The following is a 20,463-nucleotide window of genomic DNA, read 5'->3' on the forward strand; positions in this document are numbered from 1 at the left end:
TCTGGCAGGACGCGGTCACCCTACCGGCGGTACAGGTGCTCGGCGCGGCCAAATGAGCGACGCGGCGATAGCGGCGAGCGCCCCCAGGAACGGAACCATCAGCACGGTCAGCGTCCACGCCCACCGGATCCCGGTTGTCAGCCGGCTGCGGACCCAAAGCATCCGCAACGCGACGACGTTCAGCACGAACCAGACGACAACCATCGCTACGTGCGGCCAAACGATGAACACAGACGCCCCCTCCACCGCGGTGTTCACCGCAGCTTAGAGCCACCGGCCGGCCCCTGGCGGTCCCTGGCCGGACACGGTCCGCGCATAGACGTTTCAGCACACACCAACGCCGCAGACTGGAACGCAACGCTCATGGACCTCACCGCCGCTCGCACCCTCGCCGACAACCTCATCGCCGAGCACCTTCCCGCCGGGTGGCGATTCGACTTCGACCGGGCGACGGTTCGGCTCGGGCAAAGCAACCACCGGACGAAGGTCATCACCATGTCGCGGTCGTTCACCCAGGCGGAGGAGCAGCCCGCGGTGGAGCAGGTCCTGTTCCACGAGGTCGCCCACGCGCTAGCCGGCGCGAACGTGGGGCACGGACCGGTGTGGCTTCGTCACGCCCGCCGTCTCGGGTACACCGGACGTGCAACCGTCGCCGCGGAGGCCACCGTCGAGGGTGCAGCGCTCATCGAGCAGGCTCTCGCCGCGATGGAGTCGGTGAAGGACCGCACCATCGGGCCGCTGCTGATGGGGGAGCAGGTGGAGTTCCTCGGCGGGAAGCGGGGCGTGTTCGTCGAGGCGAAGCGTGTGCGCGCTGTCCTCTGGTCGCCGAGCATGAAGCGGCTCGTCCGCGTGAAGCTCGACCACATCGCCCGGGTCGGGCAGAAGTCCGCTGGGGAGGAGCGGCAGGAGCGTCTCGAGGCCAACGCGATCGCCGCCCACCGCCGAGTCGCCGGCCGCACCGGAGGACCCATCGCCATCGGCGAGCACGTCGGCCCCGCCCGGGGTTACAAGCCGTTCGCGGGGCTGCTCATCGACATCGTGCCGGCGAAGACGCGTGGCGGGAGCCGCACCGCTGTCATCATCCTCGACATCACCGAGCAGCGGGTCCACATCCCGTACCCCCACATCGTCCGCGTGCCCGGCCCGTTCCAGCCGAAGGCAGGGCGCCCTACGCCGACCGTCGCCGCTCCTTCGGATGACCGCGCCGCGGCGGTCACCGGCAACAGCATCGGCCTGGGTGACGAGGTCATCGTCATCAAGCCCCGGTCGAAGTGGCACGGACAACGCGGCCGCGTCATTAAAGTCAACGGCGCCACCTACAAGGTTCAGCTCGCCCTCGGCCTCGTTCTCAACGCGTCCAAGGACCTCGTCCGGAAGGTCAGCTGACCGTGCTTGGCAGGCCGAACGTGGGGCACCTCCGTGCAACGTTTAGCCTGGACGACACCGCCCCGGAAAGGACCTCCGCATGACTGACGAGCCGGCGAAGCCGCGGCCGCGGCCCTGCGCGTCGTGCCCGTTCCGCCGCGATGTCCCGTCCGGGGTTTGGGCAGCTGACGAGTACGACAAGCTCACCCGCTACGACGGGCCGACGTACGAGCAGTCCCCACGCGTGTTCATGTGCCACCAAGGCCGCCGTAACGAGGTGTGTTCTGGGTGGCTAGGCCACACTGACGAGCCGTGGGAGATGCTGGCCGTGCGCATCGGCGTGCTCGACGGCTCCCTCGACCCGTCCTGCGCCGAGTACACCACGACTGTGCCGCTGTTTCCCTCCGGGACAGCAGCAGCCGAGCACGGGAAGCGGGAGATGCTCTCCCCGGGCGCAGACGCCGCCCGGACCATCGACAAGGTCACCAAAATTCGCGCCCTCCGCGGAGACCCCGTCACCAAGGTCGATCCGTTCACCGGTGAACCCGAAGCCTGACACCGCCGCTGTCACCAGCTGACGCCGCCCACCGAGTGACGCTTCTCAACGCAGGTGAGCATGCTTCTCGCCGGTGAGACGGAGCGCTGCGGGCGGTACGCGCGGCTCGTGCGTTGTCCGCGCATAGAGGGGGTGTGAGCGGTTCGGCGTTGCGGGAGGCGACGGCACCTGTTGGTGCTGGGTCGCATCAGCGTGCGTACCGGTTCGCACTGGACCCGACCCCCGCGCAGACTCGGGCGCTGCTGTCTCACGCGGGCGCGGCGCGGGTGGCGTTCAACACGATGCTCGCCGTGGTGCGGGCGAACCTGGACCAGCGGACCGCGGAACGCTCCTACGGGATCCCCGACGTGGAGCTGACCCCGTCCCTGTCCTGGTCGAAAGTCAGTCTCCGGAATGGGTGGGTGGCGCGGCGGGATACGGTGGCGCCGTGGTGGCCGGAAAACGCCCGGGAGGCATACACATCCGGCTGCTTCGCCCTCGCCGCAGCGCTGGACAACTGGTCGAAGTCGCGGAACGGTGCGCGGGCGGGCGCGACGGTCGGGTTCCCACGGTTCAAATCCCGGGCCCGGTCGAAGCCGTCGGTGAAGTTCGAAGGCGTCACCGCGAAGCTGCTCCCGTCCGGGCACACCATTCACTTGCCGCGCATCGGGAAGGTGCACACCCACGAATCCACCCGGAAGCTCGGCCGGCTCGTGGAGCAGGGCTCCGCGAAGGTGAACTCCGTCACCGTCTCCTACGACCGCGGCCGGTGGGTTGCCGCGTTCCAGGTCGAGCAGGTCACCATCGTTCGACCACGTCGGCTGGGACCGCGGTCGGTGGTGGGTATCGACGTTGGGGTAAAGGACCTCATCGTCGTTGCTCGCCCAGACGGCACCGAAGTGGAACGACTCCGCGCACCGAAGGACCTCGCGAAAGCCGCCGCGACTCTGAAGGCACTGCAGCGGCAGGCCGCCCGGCAGGTTGGCCCTGTCGACCCGGTGTCCAAGCGGCGGCAGCAGCCCTCCGCGGGCTGGCTGCGGACCCAGGCGCGCATCCGGCAGGTGCACGCCCGGGTGGCGAACCTCCGGCAGGACCGGCTCCACAAACTCACCACCCGACTCGCACGCGAGTTCGATGTGGTGGGCATCGAGCACCTCAACGTCCGAGGGATGACCGCGCGGGCGAAGCCGAAGCCGCACCCGACACAGCCGGGGGTGTTCCTGCCGAACCGGCGGCGGCAGAAGACCGGGCTCGCCCGGTCCGTCGCGGACGCCGGGTTCGCGACGCTGCATCAGCAGCTGCAGTACAAGACGTCCTGGTTCGGGAGCACCCTGGTGCGCGCGGACCGGTTCTACCCGTCCTCCAAAACATGCTCCGGATGCGGGTCAGTGAAAGCCAAGCTGACCCTCGCCGAGCGGGAGTACGTATGCACCACCTGCGGCATGGTCATCGACCGTGACCTCAACGCCGCAGTCAACCTCGCCCGCCACGCAGCATCACAGGCGGCCGAGAACGGTCCGGACGAGGGTAGCTCGTTCGTCAGCGGTGGAGGCACCCAGAAGACCCGACCGGCATTCGCCGGTACGGGCAGGAGCCAACGAAACCGCAACCCCACCAGCACCACGGGGACTCCCTCGCCGCAAGGCCAGGGCAGCACTCAACCCAGTGAGACCAGTCTCAACCCAATTGAGAACTGACAGCGAGCACTGGCCCGGAGCCGCGTTCCGCGCGGCCGCCGAGCACCAAGCTGAGGCCACCCTCCGCGCATAGGGGCTGCATGCTGACCGACATCACGACGGCACCGTTCGCGCCCGACTACCGGCCGCTGCTGTTCCGCGAGGGCGACACCGTGGAGTACGTCGGCACCTCCCCGTCGAAGCAGGAGAAGTTCGCCGGATATCCCGCGCACGTCCTCGCCGGCGGCTGGCTCACCGTGTACGTCAGCGCCGCAGCCTACGGGCGGATGCTTCCGGTCCCCGCCCGGCACCTCCGGCTGCTGCAACCCGCCCCGAAGCCCGCCCCGCCGGCAGCACGCTTCCCGCCTCGGGCCCGCGTTGAGTACGTCGGCGCCGCACCGTCGCTACTGCGTGTGTTCGCCGGCGAGCCGGGCGTCCTCATCAACCGTCGGACCAAGCCCGGCTGGGTGTACGTGATGCCGCCGCACGGCCTCCACACCCTGCCCGTCAAGACCCGGCATCTCCGTGCCGTGGAAGGGACCTTCTGATGGCGGAGTTCGCCGGCGTGCCCGGCCGTGTTGTCGTGCAGTTCGGCGTGCACACCTACGAGTGCCACGAGTGCAAGCGCAGCATCCGCAGTGTCTTCGACCGGGTGCCGCTGGTCCCTGCCTGCTCGTCGGCTGAGGAAGCGCGTGACGCGTTCGCTGACCATGTCCTCGCCGAGCATCCGCACCTCGCTCCGTCACCCGACGGCTGCAGGTACTGCGGCTGGCCGCGACGCACGCACGGGCACTCGTATGCGCCGGGCGTCGGCAGCCACTACTGGGTCGACCCGACCGGGGAGCAGCGTCTGGTTCGGATGCGGACCCGGCGAGCGGCGCGGTCCGCCGCATAACCGCTGGGTGACCCCGTTCACCCATGCCGAAGGACCATCCCGCAGTGACCGACAACCTCCTCGACCGCACCGTGACGCTCACGGTCCGTGACCTCCTCGCCATCCGCACCGCCGCGCTGCACCCGCTGCCGGCGGACCACGCACCGACGTTGACGGTGAAGGAGCATCGTGCGCTCCGTGTCGCCCCTCCGCGAGAACGGCAGCACGTGGTGAACCTCGACGACCTCGCCCACGCGGACACGTACGGCGTCCTCAGAGAGTTCGTCCTCGACCGGAAGGGTGAGGACGACGTGTTCACCCGCGTCGCCGCAGCCACCGACGGGTTCATCCGCGAAGCCCCCAGCGACCGCCCCGCCGTCCTCACCGCCCCGGCAGCCGCGCCGGTCATCGAAGCGCCGGTCCCCGCAGCGCCGACCGCGGCCACGCCGCCCGCATCAGCCGCTCCCGAGTTCCAGGAGCCGCAAGTCGCCGCGCCGCCCTACGACGACGAGGACGACTCCTTCTAGAACCACCCGTGCGCAACGAACCGCCGCCGACCCAACAACGAGCCGGCGGCGGTTCCAAGTTCACCGACCAGCGACGGCCAGGAGCTCCCTAATCGCTCTGACCACGGACCGAACGGTCGCCTCATCGGAGACGCCCTTCGGGATGAACCGAGTCGTCTCCGGGCTGTTCGGACGGTCCGCGAGCCGCACCTCCACGTGCCCCTCGACGAGGTCCTCGTCGTAGCCGATGGTCGGCAGGTCATCCGCTTCGAACAGCACCGCAACGTGGTCGTCGTCTTCGACCGGGTCATCGACCTCATGGTCCTCGAACCCCAGGGTCTGCACTGTGTCCCACAGCCGTGCGTCGAAACGCTCCCGCGCCCGAGCCTCCTCATCGATGAACTCCGGCAAGTCCGGTACTACGAACTGGTCCGGAGTCGCGTCCGCAGCGACGTTCGCACGAATGAACGCGTCGTTCACGGCAAGGAAGTCTCCCGCCCACCTGATGTCCTCGTCATCCTCATCGAGGTCCTCGCCAGCAACGTCCGGGTCCACCAAAGCGGCAGCTGCATCGCCGAGGTGTGCGTAGAACGGGTCGGGGTGCATTAGCCGCGGGTACTTCCCCTCGAGGGCGACCATCACTGCAGAGAAGACATCGTCGGGCACCAAGGGCATGCGCTCATCATGGCCGGTGCGAACGACATCAGGGGTCGCCGGTCCGCGCATAGATGTCACGTCCGCAAGCACGTCGAAAGGAACCCCCGATGACGTACCCACTTCCCGAACAGAGCAGAACCGTCGAGAAGGCGGCCAAGCACGCCGTCGGCAGTGCGCTGCTGTTCCGCATCAGCCGCTCCGGCGGGAACCTCGGATACGGCGTCGATGAGGCCCGCGCGGCGAAGATCGCAACCGACGGTATCGGCGGGGAGGAGCTCTACGAGCTGCTCCTCGACGTCGCCCGCCGCGCCGCCGGCGAGGTGGATCAGGACCTCGGCTGGATCGAGCGACGCCTCCTCGAAGGCGCGCAGGAAGTCGCCGAGAAGTCCGACAGCCTCAGCCTGCACCGCTACGTCGAACGCCTCGCCGCCGCGGTGGAGCAGCGCGACAACCAACGCCGCGCCAACGGGGCCGAGGAGTCCGCAGCGTGACGACCGACGGCACCGTCGAACCGACCATCACCCGCAGCGGCTTCGCGTACGACCACGCGTTCGTCGATGTTGAACCGTTCGAGACTGTCTCCGACGGCGGGAAGCCGATGCAGGTGTTCGACTTCCACGCGCTCGAGAACGACGCCGAACACTGGTGGTACGGCCGGGGACTCGTCATCAAGAAGGACGGCACCGTCGGTCAGCAGCGGCTCACCACCCGCATCATCCCCGACACTGTCAGCGACGAACTGCGCCGCGTCCTCAACAACCGCAGCACGGAGGCTTCGTGAAGACCCGGCTCGTCGACGGCTGCAACGTCACCGTCATCACCGACGCTGGCCTCAACGCCACGCTCGCCGCATCCGGGGCGGCAGCCGTACTCTGAGCGCATGGGTGAGCTCGTCAACAATGAGCGGGAGGAGCATCGACGCGCTGTAGAAGAAGTCATCCATTCGGGCCGACTCGAAGGCTTCCCCGACGACGCCGACTGGAATGCAATGATGCGCCGCTACGCGAACGGAGAGCTCGAGCTCGACGACCTGCAGCGATACGCGGACGAGACATGACGGGCAGTTCGCTCGAGTCAGCCGAACGGGAACGCAGACTCCGCGCTGTCAGTGCTGTCATCCACTCAGGCAGATTGGAGGGCGCGAAAGACGACCGGGAATGGCAGTCGATGCTGTACCGATTCGCCAACGGAGAAATCACCCGCGACCAACTCCGGGAGTTCGCACACCGCCGCTGAGACGTGTTCCGCATAGACCTCGAGCCCAACCACCTCGAGGAGACCCCGTGAGCAGTGACGACAACATCGTCGGCTACCTGACCGCCCGCTTCCCACTGCGCCGCGACTTCGCCGACTCGGAAGACGAGTACAGCACCAGACCCGGCCACTCGTACGTGGAAGCAGCCCCGGAAGGGACTGAAGTCACCGTCGATGTCCCGAACGACGAGCACGTGAAGGAGCTCGTCGCGTGGGACCATGCAGTCGGCCTGTTCGAACTCAGTGAGTTCCAGCGCGAGGTCACCGCAGCGCTGGCGAAGCTGGTCCCCGACTTCGAAAGGTTCCTCGCCGACACGGAGGGCGCGTCGAACTACCGGTACGCGGAGCTGTGGAAGAACCTCCACGTCGTGCGTCCGCCGGAGCCCGGCGCCCCGGCAGAGCAGAGCCTCGCCCTGCGACTCTCCGTCAGCGAACTCGATGCCGCCCGGCAGGCTCTCCTCGACCAGCTCACCATCGCGGCCGCCCCGGTCAACTACCCCGACCTCATCCGCACCACGACGGAGACGACCCGTCTGCACCACGATGCCGTTCGCGGCGCGTTCGACGAGCTGCTCCGGGAGGAGGCAGTCCTGCACGACGAAACCGGCGTGCACCTGCCGTCGTCGCCAGCGTCCCGCGCATAGCAGCACCGTGACCGACATCAAGCTCACCCACGCGCAGGACCGCGCCATCCGGATCATCGTCGCCGACAAGCGCGCCCATGGTGACGATGCGGCGCAGTACAGCATCGCACCGCGGCAGCTCGCCCGGATGCTCTGGCCGGACTCCCCGGCGTGGAACATACGCACCCGGTTCCGCGCGACTAGCAACCAGGGCGCGCTCGGCGGCACCATGCCCATGCACGCAGCCAAAGTCCTCTGGAAGCTCCGCGAGCACCACCTCGTCTACAACGACGACTACCTGTGGCGGGTGACCGCGGCCGGGGAGCGGTACGTCGACGGGCAGTAGTCCAGCACTGCAGCCGGTCCGCGCATAGACCTGGCGGAAGCCGCGATCGCCGCGACGACGAGGAGCAACGACACGATGACCAGTACCAGCAAGGTGTTCCAGCCGGGCATGACCGTCACTTATGTCGGTACCCGTCTCGCGGAGTCCGACCCGGACATATACCTGGCGACGGGTACCGTCGGCGCGGAATCGAACGTAGCGCAGACGCTGGTGTACTTCGGTGCGAACGGTGTCATCGCCGTACCGCATGAGGACCTCATCCTCGCGGGCGGCCAGCGTGTGACTTTCGGGGAGCGTCTGCTGAACGGCGTCACCAGTGACACGCAGGACCTTGATCGGACCTCGACGCACCGCACGATCGTCATCTGGGACAACGGTGACGTGACCGCCATCCAGACCAGCGACCTGCTCGCCTCAGATGCGCCCCGCAACGACGCGGGCACCACCATCACCAGCGCCCTCGACAAGAAACCGGACACCGAAGCCGCCCCTGGCACCATCGCCGAGCTCCGCACCGCTAACGAAGCGCTGAAGGCCGCGCTCCGCGCAGCACTCGACCAGGGATGGCACGGCGAGGACTGCGAGACCGAACACATGGTCCGGAACCCGAAGTGCAACTGCTGGCGCGCCGACGCCATCCAACTCATCCCGGACGGCGCCACCTACGCCGACTAGGACGACGAATAGCGAACCGAGCCACCGCTCCGCCAGACCCCCAGACAGGACCCACTATGCGCGACAACACTGACGTCTACGGCCGAATCGCCGATTGGCTCGGCGGCAGCATCGACTCAGACGACACCATCACAACCGCCGCCGGCGTTCCGCTGCTCCGCTCCGACGTGCAGACTGTCCTCACGGACGTGACTGCGGCCGCCGAGCACCGCGACCGACTCCTCGCCGAGCTAGTCCAGCAGGCGAAGGATCACGTCCGCACGCTCAACGTCGCCGCCGGGTTCGACCAGGACGCGATGCGAGAACGCGTCCTGGAGGCGGAAGCACGTGCGGACACCCTGTATGAGTCCCGGCAGGAGGAACGGGCCGCCGTCGCCCGCTTGACGTCGGAACGCGACGCGCTCGCCTGGTGCATCAACGACGCTCCGCACGGGGTCGGCTGCGCCGCCACAGATGGAAAACCGGGCGCCTGCGACTGCTGGAAGGCCGCCCCGCAACCGGCGCCGACGCCGCGAGCGAACGCCGCGTTCGCGCTCCACAACCTCGTTCCGCGCGGACACCAGCCGTGGATCCTCGCACGCCAGGCCGGGTTCCTCGCCGGTATCGCCACGGCGGACATGGCCAGCATGGTCGCCGACGACGTAGACGAGGCCGACATCGCGCTCATCGTCCGCCTCTGCCACCCGGACACCATCGCCGCCATCATCGCCGTCCTCACCGCCCCCGGCGACGCGCACTTGAATGCGGCAGCCGACCGACTCGCCGCAACCATCAACACCTCAACGTCCCAGAAGGCAGCAGCATGAGCCGTATCATCATCGAGATCCGCGAAGGCGGCCGAGTCACCCACATCGAACGGGACTCCCGCGACAGCCGGTACTCCACCGCAGACCCGAAACGCGCCAACCTCGAGCAGGACCTCGCCACCGCCGCCCGCGACGCGCTCCTCGGCGCCCGCGGACCGGAACACGACGCCTAACCCCGCCGGGTCCTGGCCGGTCTCGGCTTCCGCGTCGACGGGAACCGAACGGACTACGACACCGCCGTATTCGAGCAGATCATCGCCGTCCTCGAGGACACCGCCCAAAACGGCAGCTCACCGGGGTGAGGACCGCCCGCGCATAGGGACAGCAGCGGCGCCCGCCGCACCAACGGCCACGAGGAGCAGACGATGCCCGAGGAGACGTACCACCACATCGAACGGCTGATGCCCGGCCCATTCACTGACGCTGGCGCCGCGAACGACACCGAACTCGACGACGTCGCAGCCCTCATCGCCCACGAACTCCACCAGAACGCATTCGGGAACGACCCGGACGGTTCTCGCTGGGCCGCGTGGTCCGCCGCGGCCGCCACGGTCGCGCGGCTCCGCGAGCAGGACGCTGCGAACCGCCGACTTCTCGATCAGTTCAGCGAGTTCATCAGCGGGATGAACGACGAGCTCAACATCCTCGCCCCCAGGTCGGAGGTCCGAGACACCATGCAGCGCATGATCTTCAACTTCCGCATGCACATGCGTGGCAGCGCTGACCTCGAGACAGCCCTCGGCGACATAACCGCGACACGCACAACGACGGGCAGCTGGTGAGCCCGCGGGGGACACCCTCGACACCAGCGTCGGCGACCTGAGCGCAAGGAACGCCGCGCTCATCACCACGGCCGCCGCTGCGGTCACCATGACCACCGCGCGATGATGCGGACAGCCGCCCGGCTTATCGAACTGCACGCCACACGGGTCATCGACCTGACAGTGGAGCCGGCGCTCGCCGAGATGGTCGACGGCGGATTCGGGCTCCTGTCCAACTACGCCTAGCCGGACCAGCGGCGTCGAAGGCGCATAGAGGCGGTGTGACACTCTTCGCCTCTGTACACCCCGACTCCTTCTCCGACGACCCAGCTCCGTACGTCCACGTCGACTACGACTACACAGAGGTACGCCTGCCGTATCCCGCCAGCGGGTTCGAGTTCGCGCCTCGGCCCGAGTACGCCCGTCCCACAACACACGACGTGAACCCGTTGCTCGTCGCGTTCCGGCGCCCAACCACCCGCAACGCCGACGTCTCATGGAGCACCACCGACGTGTGGCTCGCCGCCCTCGAACGCACCCGCGGGTACCTCGACACCGGGAAGCATGTCGCCCTCGCCAGCCCCGCCACAGACCGAGTCGATGCCATCCTCAACAGCATCGCCCCCGGCGCCGCAGATGGACGCGACGCTCGAGCCCGCATCCAAGCTGTCGTCGACCACGCCTACGAGGTGCTCGTCCGCGTGCACGCGCTCCGCGCCATCGGTCGTGTGAACCACCCTGCGCGCCGCGTCTATGGCTACTTCACCGCGAACAATCGCGACGACCTGGTCGCGAAGGTGACGGAGCTCGGAGTCGTCATCCGCGGCTTCGGCGACCCGACGAAGTACACCCTGGGGTCCCTGCTCTTGCGGCGTCGTCCCGAAGCGCCGGGAATGCTGCTCATCACTCGCACCTACGCTGCAGGCGTGTACGGGATCGAGCTTCTCTGGCGTGATCCCGCCCCGCAGCTGCCCGACGCGCTAACGGCCGCAATCAACCGCCTCCTGCCTTCCCCTCCCCGCCGCCAGCGCGGCCACGTCGAGTAGGCCGCGCATAGAACCTCCAGAACCAGGGAGGTCACACATGCGCAACCACAACCGTTCGGCAGATAGCGCGAAGCCGGACGTGTCGAAGGTGGACTTCGAGGCGCTGCCGGCGAAGCAGTCACTCATCGTCGACATCCTGACGGCGCGGCACCGTCTCGGTGAGCCGTTCTGGCCCATCGAGGTGACGCTGGACAAGACACTTGACGCGCTGCTTCGGTTGGGTGTCGTCGAAGTGTGGACGTACACGTCGGAGCATCACCGGGTGATGCTCACCGACGCTGCAAAGAAGCGACTCATCGACGGTGTCAAGTACACGTCTCCGCTCGAGCGTGAGCTCGCGGAGGCGCGAGCGGACGTCGCCGCTCTCAAACGGTCGCTGAAGCTCTTGCGCCACACGGATACGGCAGGCTGAACGCTATGGCCTCCATCAGCTACTCGGACATCAGACAGACGAAGAAGCCCGCCAAGTGACCGCCAGTCCGCTGCCTGTCGGCGGGCATCTCATCCGGGTGGTGCTCGGCGTGAACCTGTCGATGTCGCTCGACCCGGAGGAAGCGAAGCAGCTTCGCGATGACCTGACCGCGGCGCTGGAGAGCATCACCGAGGTGTAGGACCGGACGCCAGCGGCCTCCGGCCCGGCAAGCAGCCACACGCCTTCTGGATGCTGACGCCACGTCTGGCTTGCGTCGTCGCGTGAGGGTCCGCCGCATACCGGTCTGCGGCGGACATCCGCGACGAAGGGACCCTGATGACGAACACCACCGGGAGCAGCCGACCAGGTCGGAAGCCACGCACCCGCCGGCCGAAGCCAGCCGCGGAGCCAGCCGTGGCGGACACCACCACGCCTGGGACTGCACCGGTCGAGAGGCGGCACCAGCAGCCGGTAACGACACCGAACCCGCCATCGAGACGCCCGCCGCGGACCACACGGAAGCCGCACCAGCCGGTGACGACACCGACGCCCAGCGCTCCGAGAACGATGCGGTAGCTGACGTTGCCGTGGACGCGGATGACGCCGCAGATGATGCAGACGCCGCCGCCCCGGCATCGGAAGCATCCACCCCGGAACCCTCACCGGCCGCCGACGCCGTCGAAGAACCGTGGCGGCCTTCGTGGTTTGGCGACGAGGAAACCGCGTTCGCTGCCCCTCCCGCCGTGGACCAGCCCCGCCTCGAGGACCTCCCCGCATGGCCGACCGGTGACCCGGCAGACGCCGCGCGGGACCCGGAGCCGGAGCCGGGGCAGGCGCAGGAGCCTGCAGGTGCGGACACCGAGTGCGCGTGGGAGAAGCGCCGCACCCGCCCTCACCCGCTCAGCTGGCGGGAAGGGGTGCTGTCCATCGGGCTCCTCGCGTTCGGGTTGACCGTCGGCCTCATCCTCGGACAGAACCCAGCAGCCGCAACCCCTGCTCCCGCATCGGCGGCGGCGGTGTCTGCACCAGCGAACATCACCGCAGCGATCCGCACCGCACAGGACGCAACGGCGACCATCACCGCCACCAGCATCAGTGGGAACATCACCCGCGGCGCAGGAACCGTCATCGGCGACGACGGCTACATCGTCACCGCCGACGACGTCGTCATCACCTCCGGCACCACCATCCAGGTCACCACCGCCGACGGCCGCATCGCCGACGCGGAGTACGTCGCCACCGACCGGTCCTCAGGCCTCACTGTGCTCCGCGTCACCGACGTCCACCTGCACGGGTTCCGCGCACTCGCCGTGGAACCCGCAGACGGCAGCGCGGCCGCCATCATCGGTGAGAACAACACCGCCACCACCACAACGGTCGCCTCCCCACACCAGGCGGTGGAATCCACCACCGGCACCAACGGCGCGGACCAGTGGACCGCCGCGGTTCGCCTGTCCGCACCCAATGACGACACCGCCGACGGCGGCCCCGTCATCACCAGCAGCGGCCAGCTCGCCGGCATCGCCATCTCCGGCGTCACGACCGGCCGACCCTCAGACCCGGACGGGAAGCAGTACGCCATCGACCCCCGCGTCGCAGTCCGCGCCCTCACCGACATCATCTCCGGCGGCGTCGCCGAACACGGATACCTCGGCCTCAACGTCACCGACAGCGGCAGCGACACCGTCGGCGCCGTCATCGTCAACGTCGCCGCAGAGGGACCCGCAGCCACCGCAGGACTGCGGAAGGGCGACCTCATCGTCGGCATCAACGGCACCCGCATCGCCGACGGAGCGCAACTCGCCGCGCAAGCACACCTCGCCAAGCCCGGCACCACCGCAACCATCGCCGTGCTCCGCGACGGCATGCAAGTCACCACGACGCTCACCGTCGGCACCGCGAACTGAACGACCCGACTCCTACCTAACTGAGCGGGTGTGAGCGGTCTGGCGCCCTTGGGGGAGTGGCGGCTTGACGACCCGCTGCCGGATGCGGAGCGCTGGCAACGCTGGCAGCGGGTCGCCGTCGGCGTCAACCCGGGCTGGAAAGGCGCCTCCCCGCTGTTGTGGCTCCACCTTGCAGAAGCCGTTGCCCACGTCATGGCAGACGTGGTGAAGGTTGGTGAGCTCCGGCTGCCAGGGAAGCGCCGTCGCCGGAACTGAGACCGTGTACGTCTCCCAGCGGCGGGGCTTACCGGCAATGAATCCGTCGCCGAGATGCCAGAAGCACCGCGGGCAGCGTTGCGCCATGTAGTCGGTGTTCGTCTGCTTTGAGTGCGTCATCCGATACTCCGTCGCCGACGGCAGCCCGCTTCTTGCAAACGCTGCTCGAACGTCCGACTGGAACACAGTCTCCACGCGGTCACGCACCCACAGCGGGTACTCCCGAGCGAAATCCACCTGCCGAGTGTGGGCACACCGGGACCGCACCTCCACTGCTTCGATGAACCAGTACGAGAACCACGCCTCGCACTGCGGGTTGTGACACTTCGACATCGCCGTCGTCACATCAACCGCGTCAACCAGGACCTCCACACCGCCTCGGATCGCGCCGCTCAGAAGCGCATGCAGGGCACCCCGCATCGGCGCCATCGATGTAGGACCACCGAACTCCGCCGGCGTCTCCATGAGCAGCGCCGCCGCGTCCCCGTCGATGTTCCAGTCACCCCTGCCATGGTTCTTCGGACCGACGAGCCACACGCAGTGCACACCGTCCGCTCGGTACCGCTTTGCCCGCGCTGCGAACGTCTCCGGCGTCTGAGACGCCCACTGCACCTCAACCGCTACCGGCTTCCGCCCTGGCTTGGTTAGGAGCACGTCTGCAATCCAGGAGCGGTCCGCGGACGGCGCCTCAACCTGCGCAGTCCACCCGCACTCCGCAGCAACTTCTGCGACAAGCGCCTTCGTCGAAAGATGCTCCGGGGATTCAACCCCACCCTCATGCGCGTCGCACTTGCTGAAGTGACGGAAGAACCGGGTTCCGTTCTCCAACTCCACCGGACCGCCCGGTTGACCACACGACATCACCAGGCCCTCACTCCGCCACCGACGACGAAGATCCGCCCACGCCTCGTCACCGAGCCGCCACGCCTCAACACGCTCCAACCCCAACGTCGCTACCAACGGCATCCCGGACTCCTCCCCGAACGGATCATGCCGCATAACGCCGACACCACTCGCGCATCCTCGCTCGGACGACTGCTAGGGCACCGCGGCGACAATGCCGGATTGCGTTGCGCCGTCGACTACATCACTGACAACCCCGACACCACGGACCTAGCGGGCGGCCGGCCGATCGTAAGATCTGCCCATGCCGCTGACCGCGCACCTCGACGGGACTGATCTGGTCGCGCCGCTGGTACCTGCCGAGGAGTGGCAGGCGATGAAGGGACGCGTTCCCCGCCCGGTTCTCGCCTGCGGGATGGAAGCGCTGGCGAAGACCTCTGTCCTCGGCACGCCATTCTTCGCTCACAAGGTCGCGTGCGTGGATTTCGAGCACAAGGGGGAGAGTCCGAACCACTTCCGGGTGAAGGCGGCGCTCGTGGAAGCCGCAACGACGCTCGGGTGGACGGCACGTCCCGAGGTTCGAGCAGCGGACGGCGCATGGGTTGCGGACGTCCTCGCCGAACGGGACGGCCGCCGGGTCGCCTTCGAAGTGCAACTCGCCGGCCAGACCGCCGACGACTACCTGCACCGGCAGCGCCGGTACGAACGTGACGGCGTCGAATGCTTCTGGCTCACCTCCCGCGCCAACACCCGGCACCTCGAAGGTGTGCCTGCACTGCACATCGACCTCAGCACGGAGCAGCTAACGGTCAGCGACCGAGCCCGCACCGAAACGCGCGCGCCGCTGACGGACCTCGTCGCCGCGGTCCTCACCGGAGACCTCAGATGGACGCCGGTGGCACCAGCGGAAGTGACCGCCATCAACCGATGGGGCTTGCACATCTGCACGGGCTGCGAGACCGCGAACATCGTCTGGAGGGTTCGAGACCACGAAGCAGTGGGGTGCTCTCGGTGCAGCCGTTCGCAACCGGGACGGTCACTGCCCCCGACATTGCAGCCGCGCAAGAGCGCCGCAGCCCTCGGTGTCACCGCGCATGCAGCGTTGTACCAGGGCCCGGGCCAGCTGTCGCAGTTCGCCTGCCATTACTGCGGTAGACGCTTCCCACCCTTCTTGCTGTGGTGGCTCGAACGCGGGGACGTCCCAGTCACCGCATCCGCAACGGTGCAACGCGACGAGAACGAACCGGCGCACTGGTGCTCCCCAACGGCGCACATCCGCACCACCGAAGACGTCCTCATCTCCCTGAACGCACCGCAACGCCAACGGCAGCGCCCACCGGAGCTCCGGCCGGAACGTCGAACCGCCGCCGACCTCCTCCGCGAGGCGGAACAACGCCGAAGCGCTACGTCCACTCGCCAACGCGAGGCTGAACAGCGTGAGGCGGCATACCGCAGCGTCGCCGCGGAAAGGAACTGGACCACGGAGGAACGACAAGCGGCCTACCGCCGCCGCCTCGCTGCTCGCGCTGAGGCGAATAACTGGAACGACCCTGCCATCCGTGCTTATCTCGCGCAGGAGAAGTCTCCGAGGCCGAGGCGGCAGCCGCGCACAGGACAGCTATGATCATCGACGTCCGCGGCAATCTCCACGACGGCGGCACTGGCCGCTTCACCGGCCATCATCGAGACGGCGACGACGTCTCCCTCCGCAGTCCGGAGTCGGCAGCGCTCGTCGCTTCCAGCGCAGCAACCCGTCGCCTTGCCGAGCAGCTCAACGACGTGCAGCGGCTGCTCGCCGCCGGTGACGATGAGGGCATCGCGGAGGCGTACGACATTCTCGGCCGCGTCAGCGGAGGCCTTAAGGTCGCCCGCGCCGAGGTCGCCCGGGAACACATCGGTCGCATCGTCCGCGCCGAGTTCCCGAACGCCACCGTCCTCGAACTCAGCAACTGGGGGAGCTCCTCCGAACCGGCCTTCGTGCCGACCGCGGTCCGCGACGACACCGGAACCGTCTACTGGAACTCGGATGACCGCGGGCCAGGCGCTCGAGCCGACCAATGGGTGTTCGACATCACCGTGCCGCTCTACGACATCGACGAGAACACCGTCATCATCGACCCCGACGACTTCCGCGACCACACCCGCAACGGCATCCGACTCATCTGAGCGTCGCCCGCACACAAACACGACGTGACCATCAGCAAGCAGGCGGAAGCGGCCCGCGAAGCCGCGCGAGCGGACAGCGGGAAGTTCGGCGAACAGCAGCACGACCAGGCGCCAGCCTCAGTTGCGCTCGAGGACTTCAAGGCGAAGGCTGCGAACACCACGCTCGCCAGCATCGGCGACCTCCGGGACGACATCGACAAGGCCGAGTTCGTCGCCGCAGTTGAAGCGATCACCGCCACCGTGAAGCAGGAGTTCCCGACCGCTGCGGTCCTGGAGCTGCAGGACGACGCCGAGTACGAACCGGGATCCGAGTTCTGGATGCCGAAGCAGATCCTCGACGCGGACGGCGTCGTGCTCTGGGACGCGCCAACCCGAGAGCCGTACTACGACGACCTCAGCGAAACCCTCGCGGACGACACGCCCACGCTCGACCGGCTCGGCCGCGACCCCGTGGACCTCACCCCCGAGCTTGGCCGAAACGACCCGAACAAGCGGTACGGCCTCCGCCTCTAACCGCGAGGCGACGGGCCGTGCCGCTGTTCGCGGACTTCTCGGCTCGTGTCCGGGGTGCCCGTTAGCGTGCTGCGCATGCCATTGCTGCCGCTCGACGCCAAGGACAGTCCGGAAGACGTTGTCCGGCTGCGCATGTACCTGGACCTGTGTGAGGAACTCGAGCGCGATCACGAGCGCCTCGCTGGGGTCCGTCCGCGGGTCGGGAGCCGCCTCGACGTCGACAATGAACGCAGCCACCCCTTGCAGAACGGACATCTTGCGGCGTTCTGCCAGTTGATGGCGATCGACAATCTCCGAGCCTTCCGGCTGCTCACACGGCGCACTTCGGACGATAACGTGGAGCTGCCGCTCTTCGCGGGGTACCCACTGCTCCGCTCGGTCATCGAGTCGGCATCGCAGACGATCTGGCTGTTGGAGCCGGAGGACAGGAAGGAACGGCTCACCCGTAACTTCCGGGCACGCATGTCCGAGCATCAGCATGACGTCGAACTCGCGAAGTCCGTCTTCACGGCGAAACCGGCCGAGACGCCGGCAGATCGCCTCGAGCGTGTCGCAGCTCAAGAGGCGGACAAGAAAGCCGCCCAGCGGCGCGTCAAGATGATTGACGCTGCTGCGGGCAACAACGCCATCACTCGGGAGCAGTACAACCAACCGATGCCGGGATACCGTTCGCTTGCATACCAGGCTGGGGTGTTCTCCGGTCTGGATGCGGGCGTAGTGAAGACCGTCTGGCTGTGGGTCAGTGGTCTCACGCATCCGTCTGCGGCGCGAGCACTGAACTCCACCGACTTCCTTAAGAGAAGCAGCACGCGGAGGGGCGAGATGCACGGGTTGATGACCTCGAAAACGGGGATGCTCGTCGCAACGCTGTCGGTTGCGCTAACGACCTATAAGGACGCGGACAGGCTTCTTCGCACGGCCATGCTCACCGTCGACGACAGGTAGTAGGGAGTTCGGTCAGGAGAGCCGCACTCGCGGGCGCGCCTGCCGGCGCTGTGCGTGCATAGGCGGAGTATGACCACTTCTGCTCCGGTCGGCGATCGTGCCGTCCCTCTCGGCGGCTCGTCGTCCGCTACCTTCCACGACCACGGCTCGGCCACCGTCTCTGATGGTGCTGGTGCCATCACCCTCAGCCACGACGTCATCGTTGCGTTGTGGGAGGCGGTGAATGAGGACGACACTGTCCGCGCTCGCGCCGCCTGTCGCCCGGGGTGCGGGTGGTCCTCACCAACTGGGGTGGCAGTCGGGAGACCGGCACGGTCGTTAGCGTCGGCGTGGAGCATGCGACTGTCCGTCCCGGCGGCCGTCCGAAGGCGCCGAAGACCGTGCACGTAACGCACCTCGAGGTCGCCTGACTAAGCCGGCGGCCGGCGCCGCTCGCCGTGTTCGTCGCATGGTGCAGGGAATGCCCCACAGAACCATGCTGCGGCTGGCGTGCTCCGCTGCGACCCTCGCCGCGGTGACCGCCCCGCTTTTTCTTCCCGCGGCGGCGTCCGCCGCTCCGGTTGCCGCTCCGTCACCGACTGCTTTGACGGTTCGTCTGAACCAGCTGCAGAACACCGCAGCGCAGACGGGAGCGCACGAGCAGGAAGCGGGGGAGGCGTACGCGGAGGCTGTGTCGAAGCAGCACGCTGCGCAGGCACGCGTCGCGGAACTGCGGACAACGGTGCGCCGTGACATTCGCACCGCGAACACGTCCACGAGGCGAGCGGCAGCCCTCGCCGTGCAGCTGTCCCGCACCGGCACTGGGAACCTCACCGCATCGTTGCTGACCGATGACGCGACGGCGTCGGACACGTTGGACCGGCTCAGCACCTTGTCGCAGCTGTCCGCCCAGTCAGCCGCGGTCCTCGCTCAGGCGGAAACGGACCGGCGGACAGCGCACGCCGCCGCCGCGGAAGCGGCAGCCGCAGCAACCACGCTGACGAAAGCGACCAACACCGCGCGAGCGTCCCTTGAAGCAGCGACAACGGCGGCCACCACAGCGAACCGGCAGCTCAGCAGTATCCAACAGCAGCAGACGGCCCTCCTCACCCAACTCGCAGCCGCACAGCACCGCACCGTCACCACGGTCACCGCAACCTGGGACCAGCAGCAAGCTGACCGCGCCGAAGAGGCGCTGCCCACACCGTCTCGAACCCGCACCAACAGCACATCCCGCACCCGCGTCGGAACCGATACGACCACCCCTCGGCTCACACCGTCACGGACCGCGTCCGCGCCGCCAACGAAGGCAGCGCCGGCACCCACACCGGTGAAGCCGGCGCCGTCACCCACGCCAGTGAATCCGGCGCCGTCACCCACGCCAGTGAAGCCGGCGCCGACGCCAACACCGGTGAAGAAGGCACCGTCACCTATGCCGCCTGCCGCCACATCGGCCACCGTTCAGCGGGTCCTGACCTTCGCCCGCGCGCAAATCGGGAAGCGGTACGTGTTCGGCGCTGCGGGCCCCAACACCTACGACTGCTCCGGCCTCGTCCAAGCGTCGTACACGTCAGTTGGCATCGCCACCGGCCCGCACAACGTTGTCTCCCAGTACCAGCACTTCGCCGCCGTCGGACGTCTCGTCCCCCTCGCCGACCGGAAGCCCGGCGACATCCTGTTCTACTCCAGCAACGGCACCGTCACCGGCGGCTACCACGACACCATCTACACCGGGACCGGACGCATGGTTGAAGCGGCGAACCCAACCGTCGGTGTCGTCGAACGAGCTATCTGGCTGCCGAACCAGCTCCTGCCCTACGTCGCTCGTCCCTCCGGGAGCATCTAACCGTCATCGCCGCTGACGCCGGACATGAACTGCGCACGCTGCGCCGCTTCCACCCGCGACAGCACCGCCGGGTCGACGTCGACGCGGAGCACCTCCACACCAGCGTCCAACAACGCGGCCGTCAACCACGCCCGCGGCCGCCGCAAGTACGCCTCCACACGCTCATCCAGCACCGCGATGATGAGCCGCGACGCGCCGACCCTCCGACCAGCCCACGTCAGCTTGAACGCATCGGTTGCCAGCTTCTTTGGCTGCGCACCGCGAAGCGCCCCCACATGCGCGAACGCCTCCACAACAACCGACCGGTCCTCCGACGCGCCATCGAACTCCGCTCGGACACCACCGCCGAGATCCACCCGCGTCGTCACCAACGACACCCCAACATCGTCCGCAACCGCGGCGACGATGAACCGCTCCGCATCACGCTGCGCCAGCGAATCCGACGGGTGCGGGAGCGACATGCTCGGAGGATA

At 68.0% G+C, this 20,463-nt stretch carries 30 protein-coding genes; 26 read left to right on the forward strand and 4 right to left on the reverse strand.

What is annotated here, in order from left to right; translation table 11 throughout:
* Window positions 1-15: 15 nt before the first annotated feature.
* Window positions 16-231, reverse strand: coding sequence for a hypothetical protein (locus tag DEI94_RS17845; protein WP_284183747.1), 216 nt, complete (start codon window positions 229-231; stop codon window positions 16-18).
* 132 nt (window positions 232-363) lie between these two features.
* On the opposite strand from DEI94_RS17845, the gene DEI94_RS17850 reads away from it, so the two are divergent.
* From DEI94_RS17850 to DEI94_RS17875, 6 genes are all read left to right on the forward strand, one after another.
* Window positions 364-1,386: a SprT-like domain-containing protein gene (locus DEI94_RS17850; protein ID WP_111026602.1), complete on the forward strand. Its 1,023-nt coding sequence runs from the start codon at window positions 364-366 to the stop codon at window positions 1,384-1,386.
* Between the two features lie 79 nt (window positions 1,387-1,465).
* Window positions 1,466-1,921, forward strand: coding sequence for a DUF6283 family protein (locus DEI94_RS17855; protein WP_111026601.1), 456 nt, complete (start codon window positions 1,466-1,468; stop codon window positions 1,919-1,921).
* Window positions 1,922-2,055: 134 nt separating this feature from the next.
* Window positions 2,056-3,597 (forward strand): IS607 family element RNA-guided endonuclease TnpB, encoded by a 1,542-nt coding sequence (tnpB, locus tag DEI94_RS17860; RefSeq protein ID WP_349815168.1) that lies wholly within the window; start codon window positions 2,056-2,058, stop codon window positions 3,595-3,597.
* An 80-nt stretch (window positions 3,598-3,677) separates the two neighbouring features.
* A complete protein-coding gene (locus tag DEI94_RS17865; RefSeq protein WP_284183748.1) occupies window positions 3,678-4,124 on the forward strand; it encodes a hypothetical protein in 447 nt (148 codons plus the stop codon).
* Window positions 4,124-4,471: a hypothetical protein gene (locus DEI94_RS17870; protein WP_111027697.1), complete on the forward strand. Its 348-nt coding sequence runs from the start codon at window positions 4,124-4,126 to the stop codon at window positions 4,469-4,471. Before DEI94_RS17865 ends, DEI94_RS17870 begins: the two co-directional genes overlap by 1 nt.
* Window positions 4,472-4,515: 44 nt before the next feature.
* The gene (locus DEI94_RS17875; protein ID WP_111027696.1) at window positions 4,516-4,977 is read left to right on the forward strand and encodes a hypothetical protein; all 462 of its coding nucleotides are present in this window, start codon (window positions 4,516-4,518) and stop codon (window positions 4,975-4,977) included.
* A gap of 60 nt (window positions 4,978-5,037) precedes the next feature.
* On the opposite strand, the gene DEI94_RS17880 is transcribed toward DEI94_RS17875, so the two are convergent.
* Window positions 5,038-5,631: a hypothetical protein gene (locus DEI94_RS17880; RefSeq protein WP_111027695.1), complete on the reverse strand. Its 594-nt coding sequence runs from the start codon at window positions 5,629-5,631 to the stop codon at window positions 5,038-5,040.
* Window positions 5,632-5,720: 89 nt separating this feature from the next.
* Here DEI94_RS17880 and DEI94_RS17885 point away from each other — a divergent pair, with 89 nt between their 5' ends.
* The 15 genes from DEI94_RS17885 (at window position 5,721) to DEI94_RS17950 (ending at window position 13,443) form a co-directional block, all read left to right on the forward strand.
* Window positions 5,721-6,104 carry a hypothetical protein gene (locus DEI94_RS17885; RefSeq protein WP_111027694.1) on the forward strand — a complete coding sequence of 128 codons (384 nt, stop codon included), beginning with the start codon at window positions 5,721-5,723 and terminating at the stop codon, window positions 6,102-6,104.
* Complete coding sequence (locus tag DEI94_RS17890; RefSeq protein ID WP_111027693.1) at window positions 6,101-6,394, forward strand: hypothetical protein; 294 nt, start codon at window positions 6,101-6,103, stop codon at window positions 6,392-6,394. The genes DEI94_RS17885 and DEI94_RS17890 overlap by 4 nt, the downstream gene beginning before the upstream one ends.
* A 99-nt stretch (window positions 6,395-6,493) precedes the next feature.
* Entirely contained in the window at window positions 6,494-6,670 is a 177-nt protein-coding gene (locus DEI94_RS17895; RefSeq protein WP_181441903.1) for an antitoxin VbhA family protein, read from the forward strand.
* A complete protein-coding gene (locus DEI94_RS19800; protein WP_181441902.1) occupies window positions 6,667-6,849 on the forward strand; it encodes an antitoxin VbhA family protein in 183 nt (60 codons plus the stop codon). Before DEI94_RS17895 ends, DEI94_RS19800 begins: the two co-directional genes overlap by 4 nt.
* 47 nt (window positions 6,850-6,896) lie before the next feature.
* Window positions 6,897-7,511: a hypothetical protein gene (locus tag DEI94_RS17900; RefSeq protein ID WP_111027692.1), complete on the forward strand. Its 615-nt coding sequence runs from the start codon at window positions 6,897-6,899 to the stop codon at window positions 7,509-7,511.
* 7 nt (window positions 7,512-7,518) lie between these two features.
* A complete protein-coding gene (locus DEI94_RS17905; RefSeq protein ID WP_111027691.1) occupies window positions 7,519-7,836 on the forward strand; it encodes a hypothetical protein in 318 nt (105 codons plus the stop codon).
* Between the two features lie 75 nt (window positions 7,837-7,911).
* Window positions 7,912-8,511 carry a hypothetical protein gene (locus DEI94_RS17910; RefSeq protein WP_111027690.1) on the forward strand — a complete coding sequence of 200 codons (600 nt, stop codon included), beginning with the start codon at window positions 7,912-7,914 and terminating at the stop codon, window positions 8,509-8,511.
* A gap of 56 nt (window positions 8,512-8,567) precedes the next feature.
* On the forward strand, window positions 8,568-9,317 hold the full coding sequence (locus DEI94_RS17915) for a hypothetical protein (protein ID WP_111027689.1): 750 nt from the start codon (window positions 8,568-8,570) through the stop codon (window positions 9,315-9,317).
* Window positions 9,314-9,490, forward strand: coding sequence for a hypothetical protein (locus DEI94_RS17920; protein ID WP_181441901.1), 177 nt, complete (start codon window positions 9,314-9,316; stop codon window positions 9,488-9,490). The genes DEI94_RS17915 and DEI94_RS17920 overlap by 4 nt, the downstream gene beginning before the upstream one ends.
* 192 nt (window positions 9,491-9,682) lie before the next feature.
* A complete protein-coding gene (locus tag DEI94_RS17925) occupies window positions 9,683-10,099 on the forward strand; it encodes a hypothetical protein (protein WP_111027688.1) in 417 nt (138 codons plus the stop codon).
* Window positions 10,100-10,201: 102 nt separating this feature from the next.
* On the forward strand, window positions 10,202-10,324 hold the full coding sequence (locus DEI94_RS17930) for a hypothetical protein (RefSeq protein ID WP_258378100.1): 123 nt from the start codon (window positions 10,202-10,204) through the stop codon (window positions 10,322-10,324).
* Window positions 10,325-10,359: 35 nt separating this feature from the next.
* A complete protein-coding gene (locus DEI94_RS17935; protein ID WP_111027687.1) occupies window positions 10,360-11,124 on the forward strand; it encodes a hypothetical protein in 765 nt (254 codons plus the stop codon).
* A gap of 37 nt (window positions 11,125-11,161) precedes the next feature.
* Complete coding sequence (locus DEI94_RS17940; RefSeq protein WP_111027686.1) at window positions 11,162-11,536, forward strand: hypothetical protein; 375 nt, start codon at window positions 11,162-11,164, stop codon at window positions 11,534-11,536.
* Window positions 11,537-11,591: 55 nt separating this feature from the next.
* Window positions 11,592-11,735, forward strand: a complete 144-nt coding sequence (locus DEI94_RS17945) for a hypothetical protein (RefSeq protein WP_181441900.1) — start codon at window positions 11,592-11,594, stop codon at window positions 11,733-11,735.
* A gap of 544 nt (window positions 11,736-12,279) precedes the next feature.
* Window positions 12,280-13,443, forward strand: a complete 1,164-nt coding sequence (locus tag DEI94_RS17950; RefSeq protein WP_146249579.1) for a S1C family serine protease — start codon at window positions 12,280-12,282, stop codon at window positions 13,441-13,443.
* A 12-nt stretch (window positions 13,444-13,455) separates the two neighbouring features.
* Here DEI94_RS17950 and DEI94_RS17955 read toward each other — a convergent pair whose 3' ends face one another.
* A complete protein-coding gene (locus DEI94_RS17955) occupies window positions 13,456-14,664 on the reverse strand; it encodes a competence protein CoiA family protein (protein ID WP_146249578.1) in 1,209 nt (402 codons plus the stop codon).
* 181 nt (window positions 14,665-14,845) lie between these two features.
* Between DEI94_RS17955 and DEI94_RS17960 the strand changes: the two genes are divergently transcribed.
* The 5 genes from DEI94_RS17960 to DEI94_RS17980 all read left to right on the forward strand — a co-directional run bounded on the left by DEI94_RS17960 (window position 14,846) and on the right by DEI94_RS17980 (window position 19,990).
* Window positions 14,846-16,165, forward strand: a complete 1,320-nt coding sequence (locus tag DEI94_RS17960) for a competence protein CoiA family protein (protein WP_111027683.1) — start codon at window positions 14,846-14,848, stop codon at window positions 16,163-16,165.
* Window positions 16,162-16,707: a hypothetical protein gene (locus tag DEI94_RS17965; protein WP_111027682.1), complete on the forward strand. Its 546-nt coding sequence runs from the start codon at window positions 16,162-16,164 to the stop codon at window positions 16,705-16,707. Before DEI94_RS17960 ends, DEI94_RS17965 begins: the two co-directional genes overlap by 4 nt.
* 24 nt (window positions 16,708-16,731) lie before the next feature.
* The gene (locus tag DEI94_RS17970) at window positions 16,732-17,220 is read left to right on the forward strand and encodes a hypothetical protein (RefSeq protein WP_111027681.1); all 489 of its coding nucleotides are present in this window, start codon (window positions 16,732-16,734) and stop codon (window positions 17,218-17,220) included.
* Between the two features lie 75 nt (window positions 17,221-17,295).
* Window positions 17,296-18,165, forward strand: coding sequence for a hypothetical protein (locus DEI94_RS17975; RefSeq protein ID WP_146249577.1), 870 nt, complete (start codon window positions 17,296-17,298; stop codon window positions 18,163-18,165).
* 460 nt (window positions 18,166-18,625) lie between these two features.
* Entirely contained in the window at window positions 18,626-19,990 is a 1,365-nt protein-coding gene (locus DEI94_RS17980) for a C40 family peptidase (RefSeq protein ID WP_146249576.1), read from the forward strand.
* Here DEI94_RS17980 and DEI94_RS17985 read toward each other — a convergent pair.
* A complete protein-coding gene (locus tag DEI94_RS17985; protein ID WP_111027678.1) occupies window positions 19,987-20,451 on the reverse strand; it encodes a hypothetical protein in 465 nt (154 codons plus the stop codon). The two genes, DEI94_RS17980 and DEI94_RS17985, sit on opposite strands and share 4 nt — an antisense overlap.
* Window positions 20,452-20,463: the final 12 nt, after the last annotated feature.

The sequence above is a fragment of the Curtobacterium sp. MCBD17_040 genome (assembly GCF_003234805.2).
In the GTDB taxonomy this organism is placed as follows: Bacteria; Actinomycetota; Actinomycetes; order Actinomycetales; family Microbacteriaceae; genus Curtobacterium.

Bases quoted from the DNA above. Each gene is read 5' to 3' on its own strand.
- DEI94_RS17850 (WP_111026602.1), top strand. From the start codon at position 364: ATGGACCTCACCGCCGCTCGCACCCTCGCCGACAACCTCATCGCCGAG.
- DEI94_RS17855 (WP_111026601.1), top strand. From the start codon at position 1,466: ATGACTGACGAGCCGGCGAAGCCGCGGCCGCGGCCCTGCGCGTCGTGC.
- DEI94_RS17865 (WP_284183748.1), top strand. From the start codon at position 3,678: ATGCTGACCGACATCACGACGGCACCGTTCGCGCCCGACTACCGGCCG.
- DEI94_RS17870 (WP_111027697.1), top strand. From the start codon at position 4,124: ATGGCGGAGTTCGCCGGCGTGCCCGGCCGTGTTGTCGTGCAGTTCGGC.
- DEI94_RS17880 (WP_111027695.1), bottom strand. From the start codon at position 5,631: ATGCCCTTGGTGCCCGACGATGTCTTCTCTGCAGTGATGGTCGCCCTC.
- DEI94_RS17885 (WP_111027694.1), top strand. From the start codon at position 5,721: ATGACGTACCCACTTCCCGAACAGAGCAGAACCGTCGAGAAGGCGGCC.
- DEI94_RS17895 (WP_181441903.1), top strand. From the start codon at position 6,494: ATGGGTGAGCTCGTCAACAATGAGCGGGAGGAGCATCGACGCGCTGTA.
- DEI94_RS19800 (WP_181441902.1), top strand. From the start codon at position 6,667: ATGACGGGCAGTTCGCTCGAGTCAGCCGAACGGGAACGCAGACTCCGC.
- DEI94_RS17910 (WP_111027690.1), top strand. From the start codon at position 7,912: ATGACCAGTACCAGCAAGGTGTTCCAGCCGGGCATGACCGTCACTTAT.
- DEI94_RS17915 (WP_111027689.1), top strand. From the start codon at position 8,568: ATGCGCGACAACACTGACGTCTACGGCCGAATCGCCGATTGGCTCGGC.
- DEI94_RS17920 (WP_181441901.1), top strand. From the start codon at position 9,314: ATGAGCCGTATCATCATCGAGATCCGCGAAGGCGGCCGAGTCACCCAC.
- DEI94_RS17925 (WP_111027688.1), top strand. From the start codon at position 9,683: ATGCCCGAGGAGACGTACCACCACATCGAACGGCTGATGCCCGGCCCA.
- DEI94_RS17930 (WP_258378100.1), top strand. From the start codon at position 10,202: ATGATGCGGACAGCCGCCCGGCTTATCGAACTGCACGCCACACGGGTC.
- DEI94_RS17940 (WP_111027686.1), top strand. From the start codon at position 11,162: ATGCGCAACCACAACCGTTCGGCAGATAGCGCGAAGCCGGACGTGTCG.
- DEI94_RS17955 (WP_146249578.1), bottom strand. From the start codon at position 14,664: ATGCCGTTGGTAGCGACGTTGGGGTTGGAGCGTGTTGAGGCGTGGCGG.
- DEI94_RS17960 (WP_111027683.1), top strand. From the start codon at position 14,846: ATGCCGCTGACCGCGCACCTCGACGGGACTGATCTGGTCGCGCCGCTG.
- DEI94_RS17965 (WP_111027682.1), top strand. From the start codon at position 16,162: ATGATCATCGACGTCCGCGGCAATCTCCACGACGGCGGCACTGGCCGC.
- DEI94_RS17975 (WP_146249577.1), top strand. From the start codon at position 17,296: ATGCCATTGCTGCCGCTCGACGCCAAGGACAGTCCGGAAGACGTTGTC.
- DEI94_RS17980 (WP_146249576.1), top strand. From the start codon at position 18,626: ATGCCCCACAGAACCATGCTGCGGCTGGCGTGCTCCGCTGCGACCCTC.
- DEI94_RS17985 (WP_111027678.1), bottom strand. From the start codon at position 20,451: ATGTCGCTCCCGCACCCGTCGGATTCGCTGGCGCAGCGTGATGCGGAG.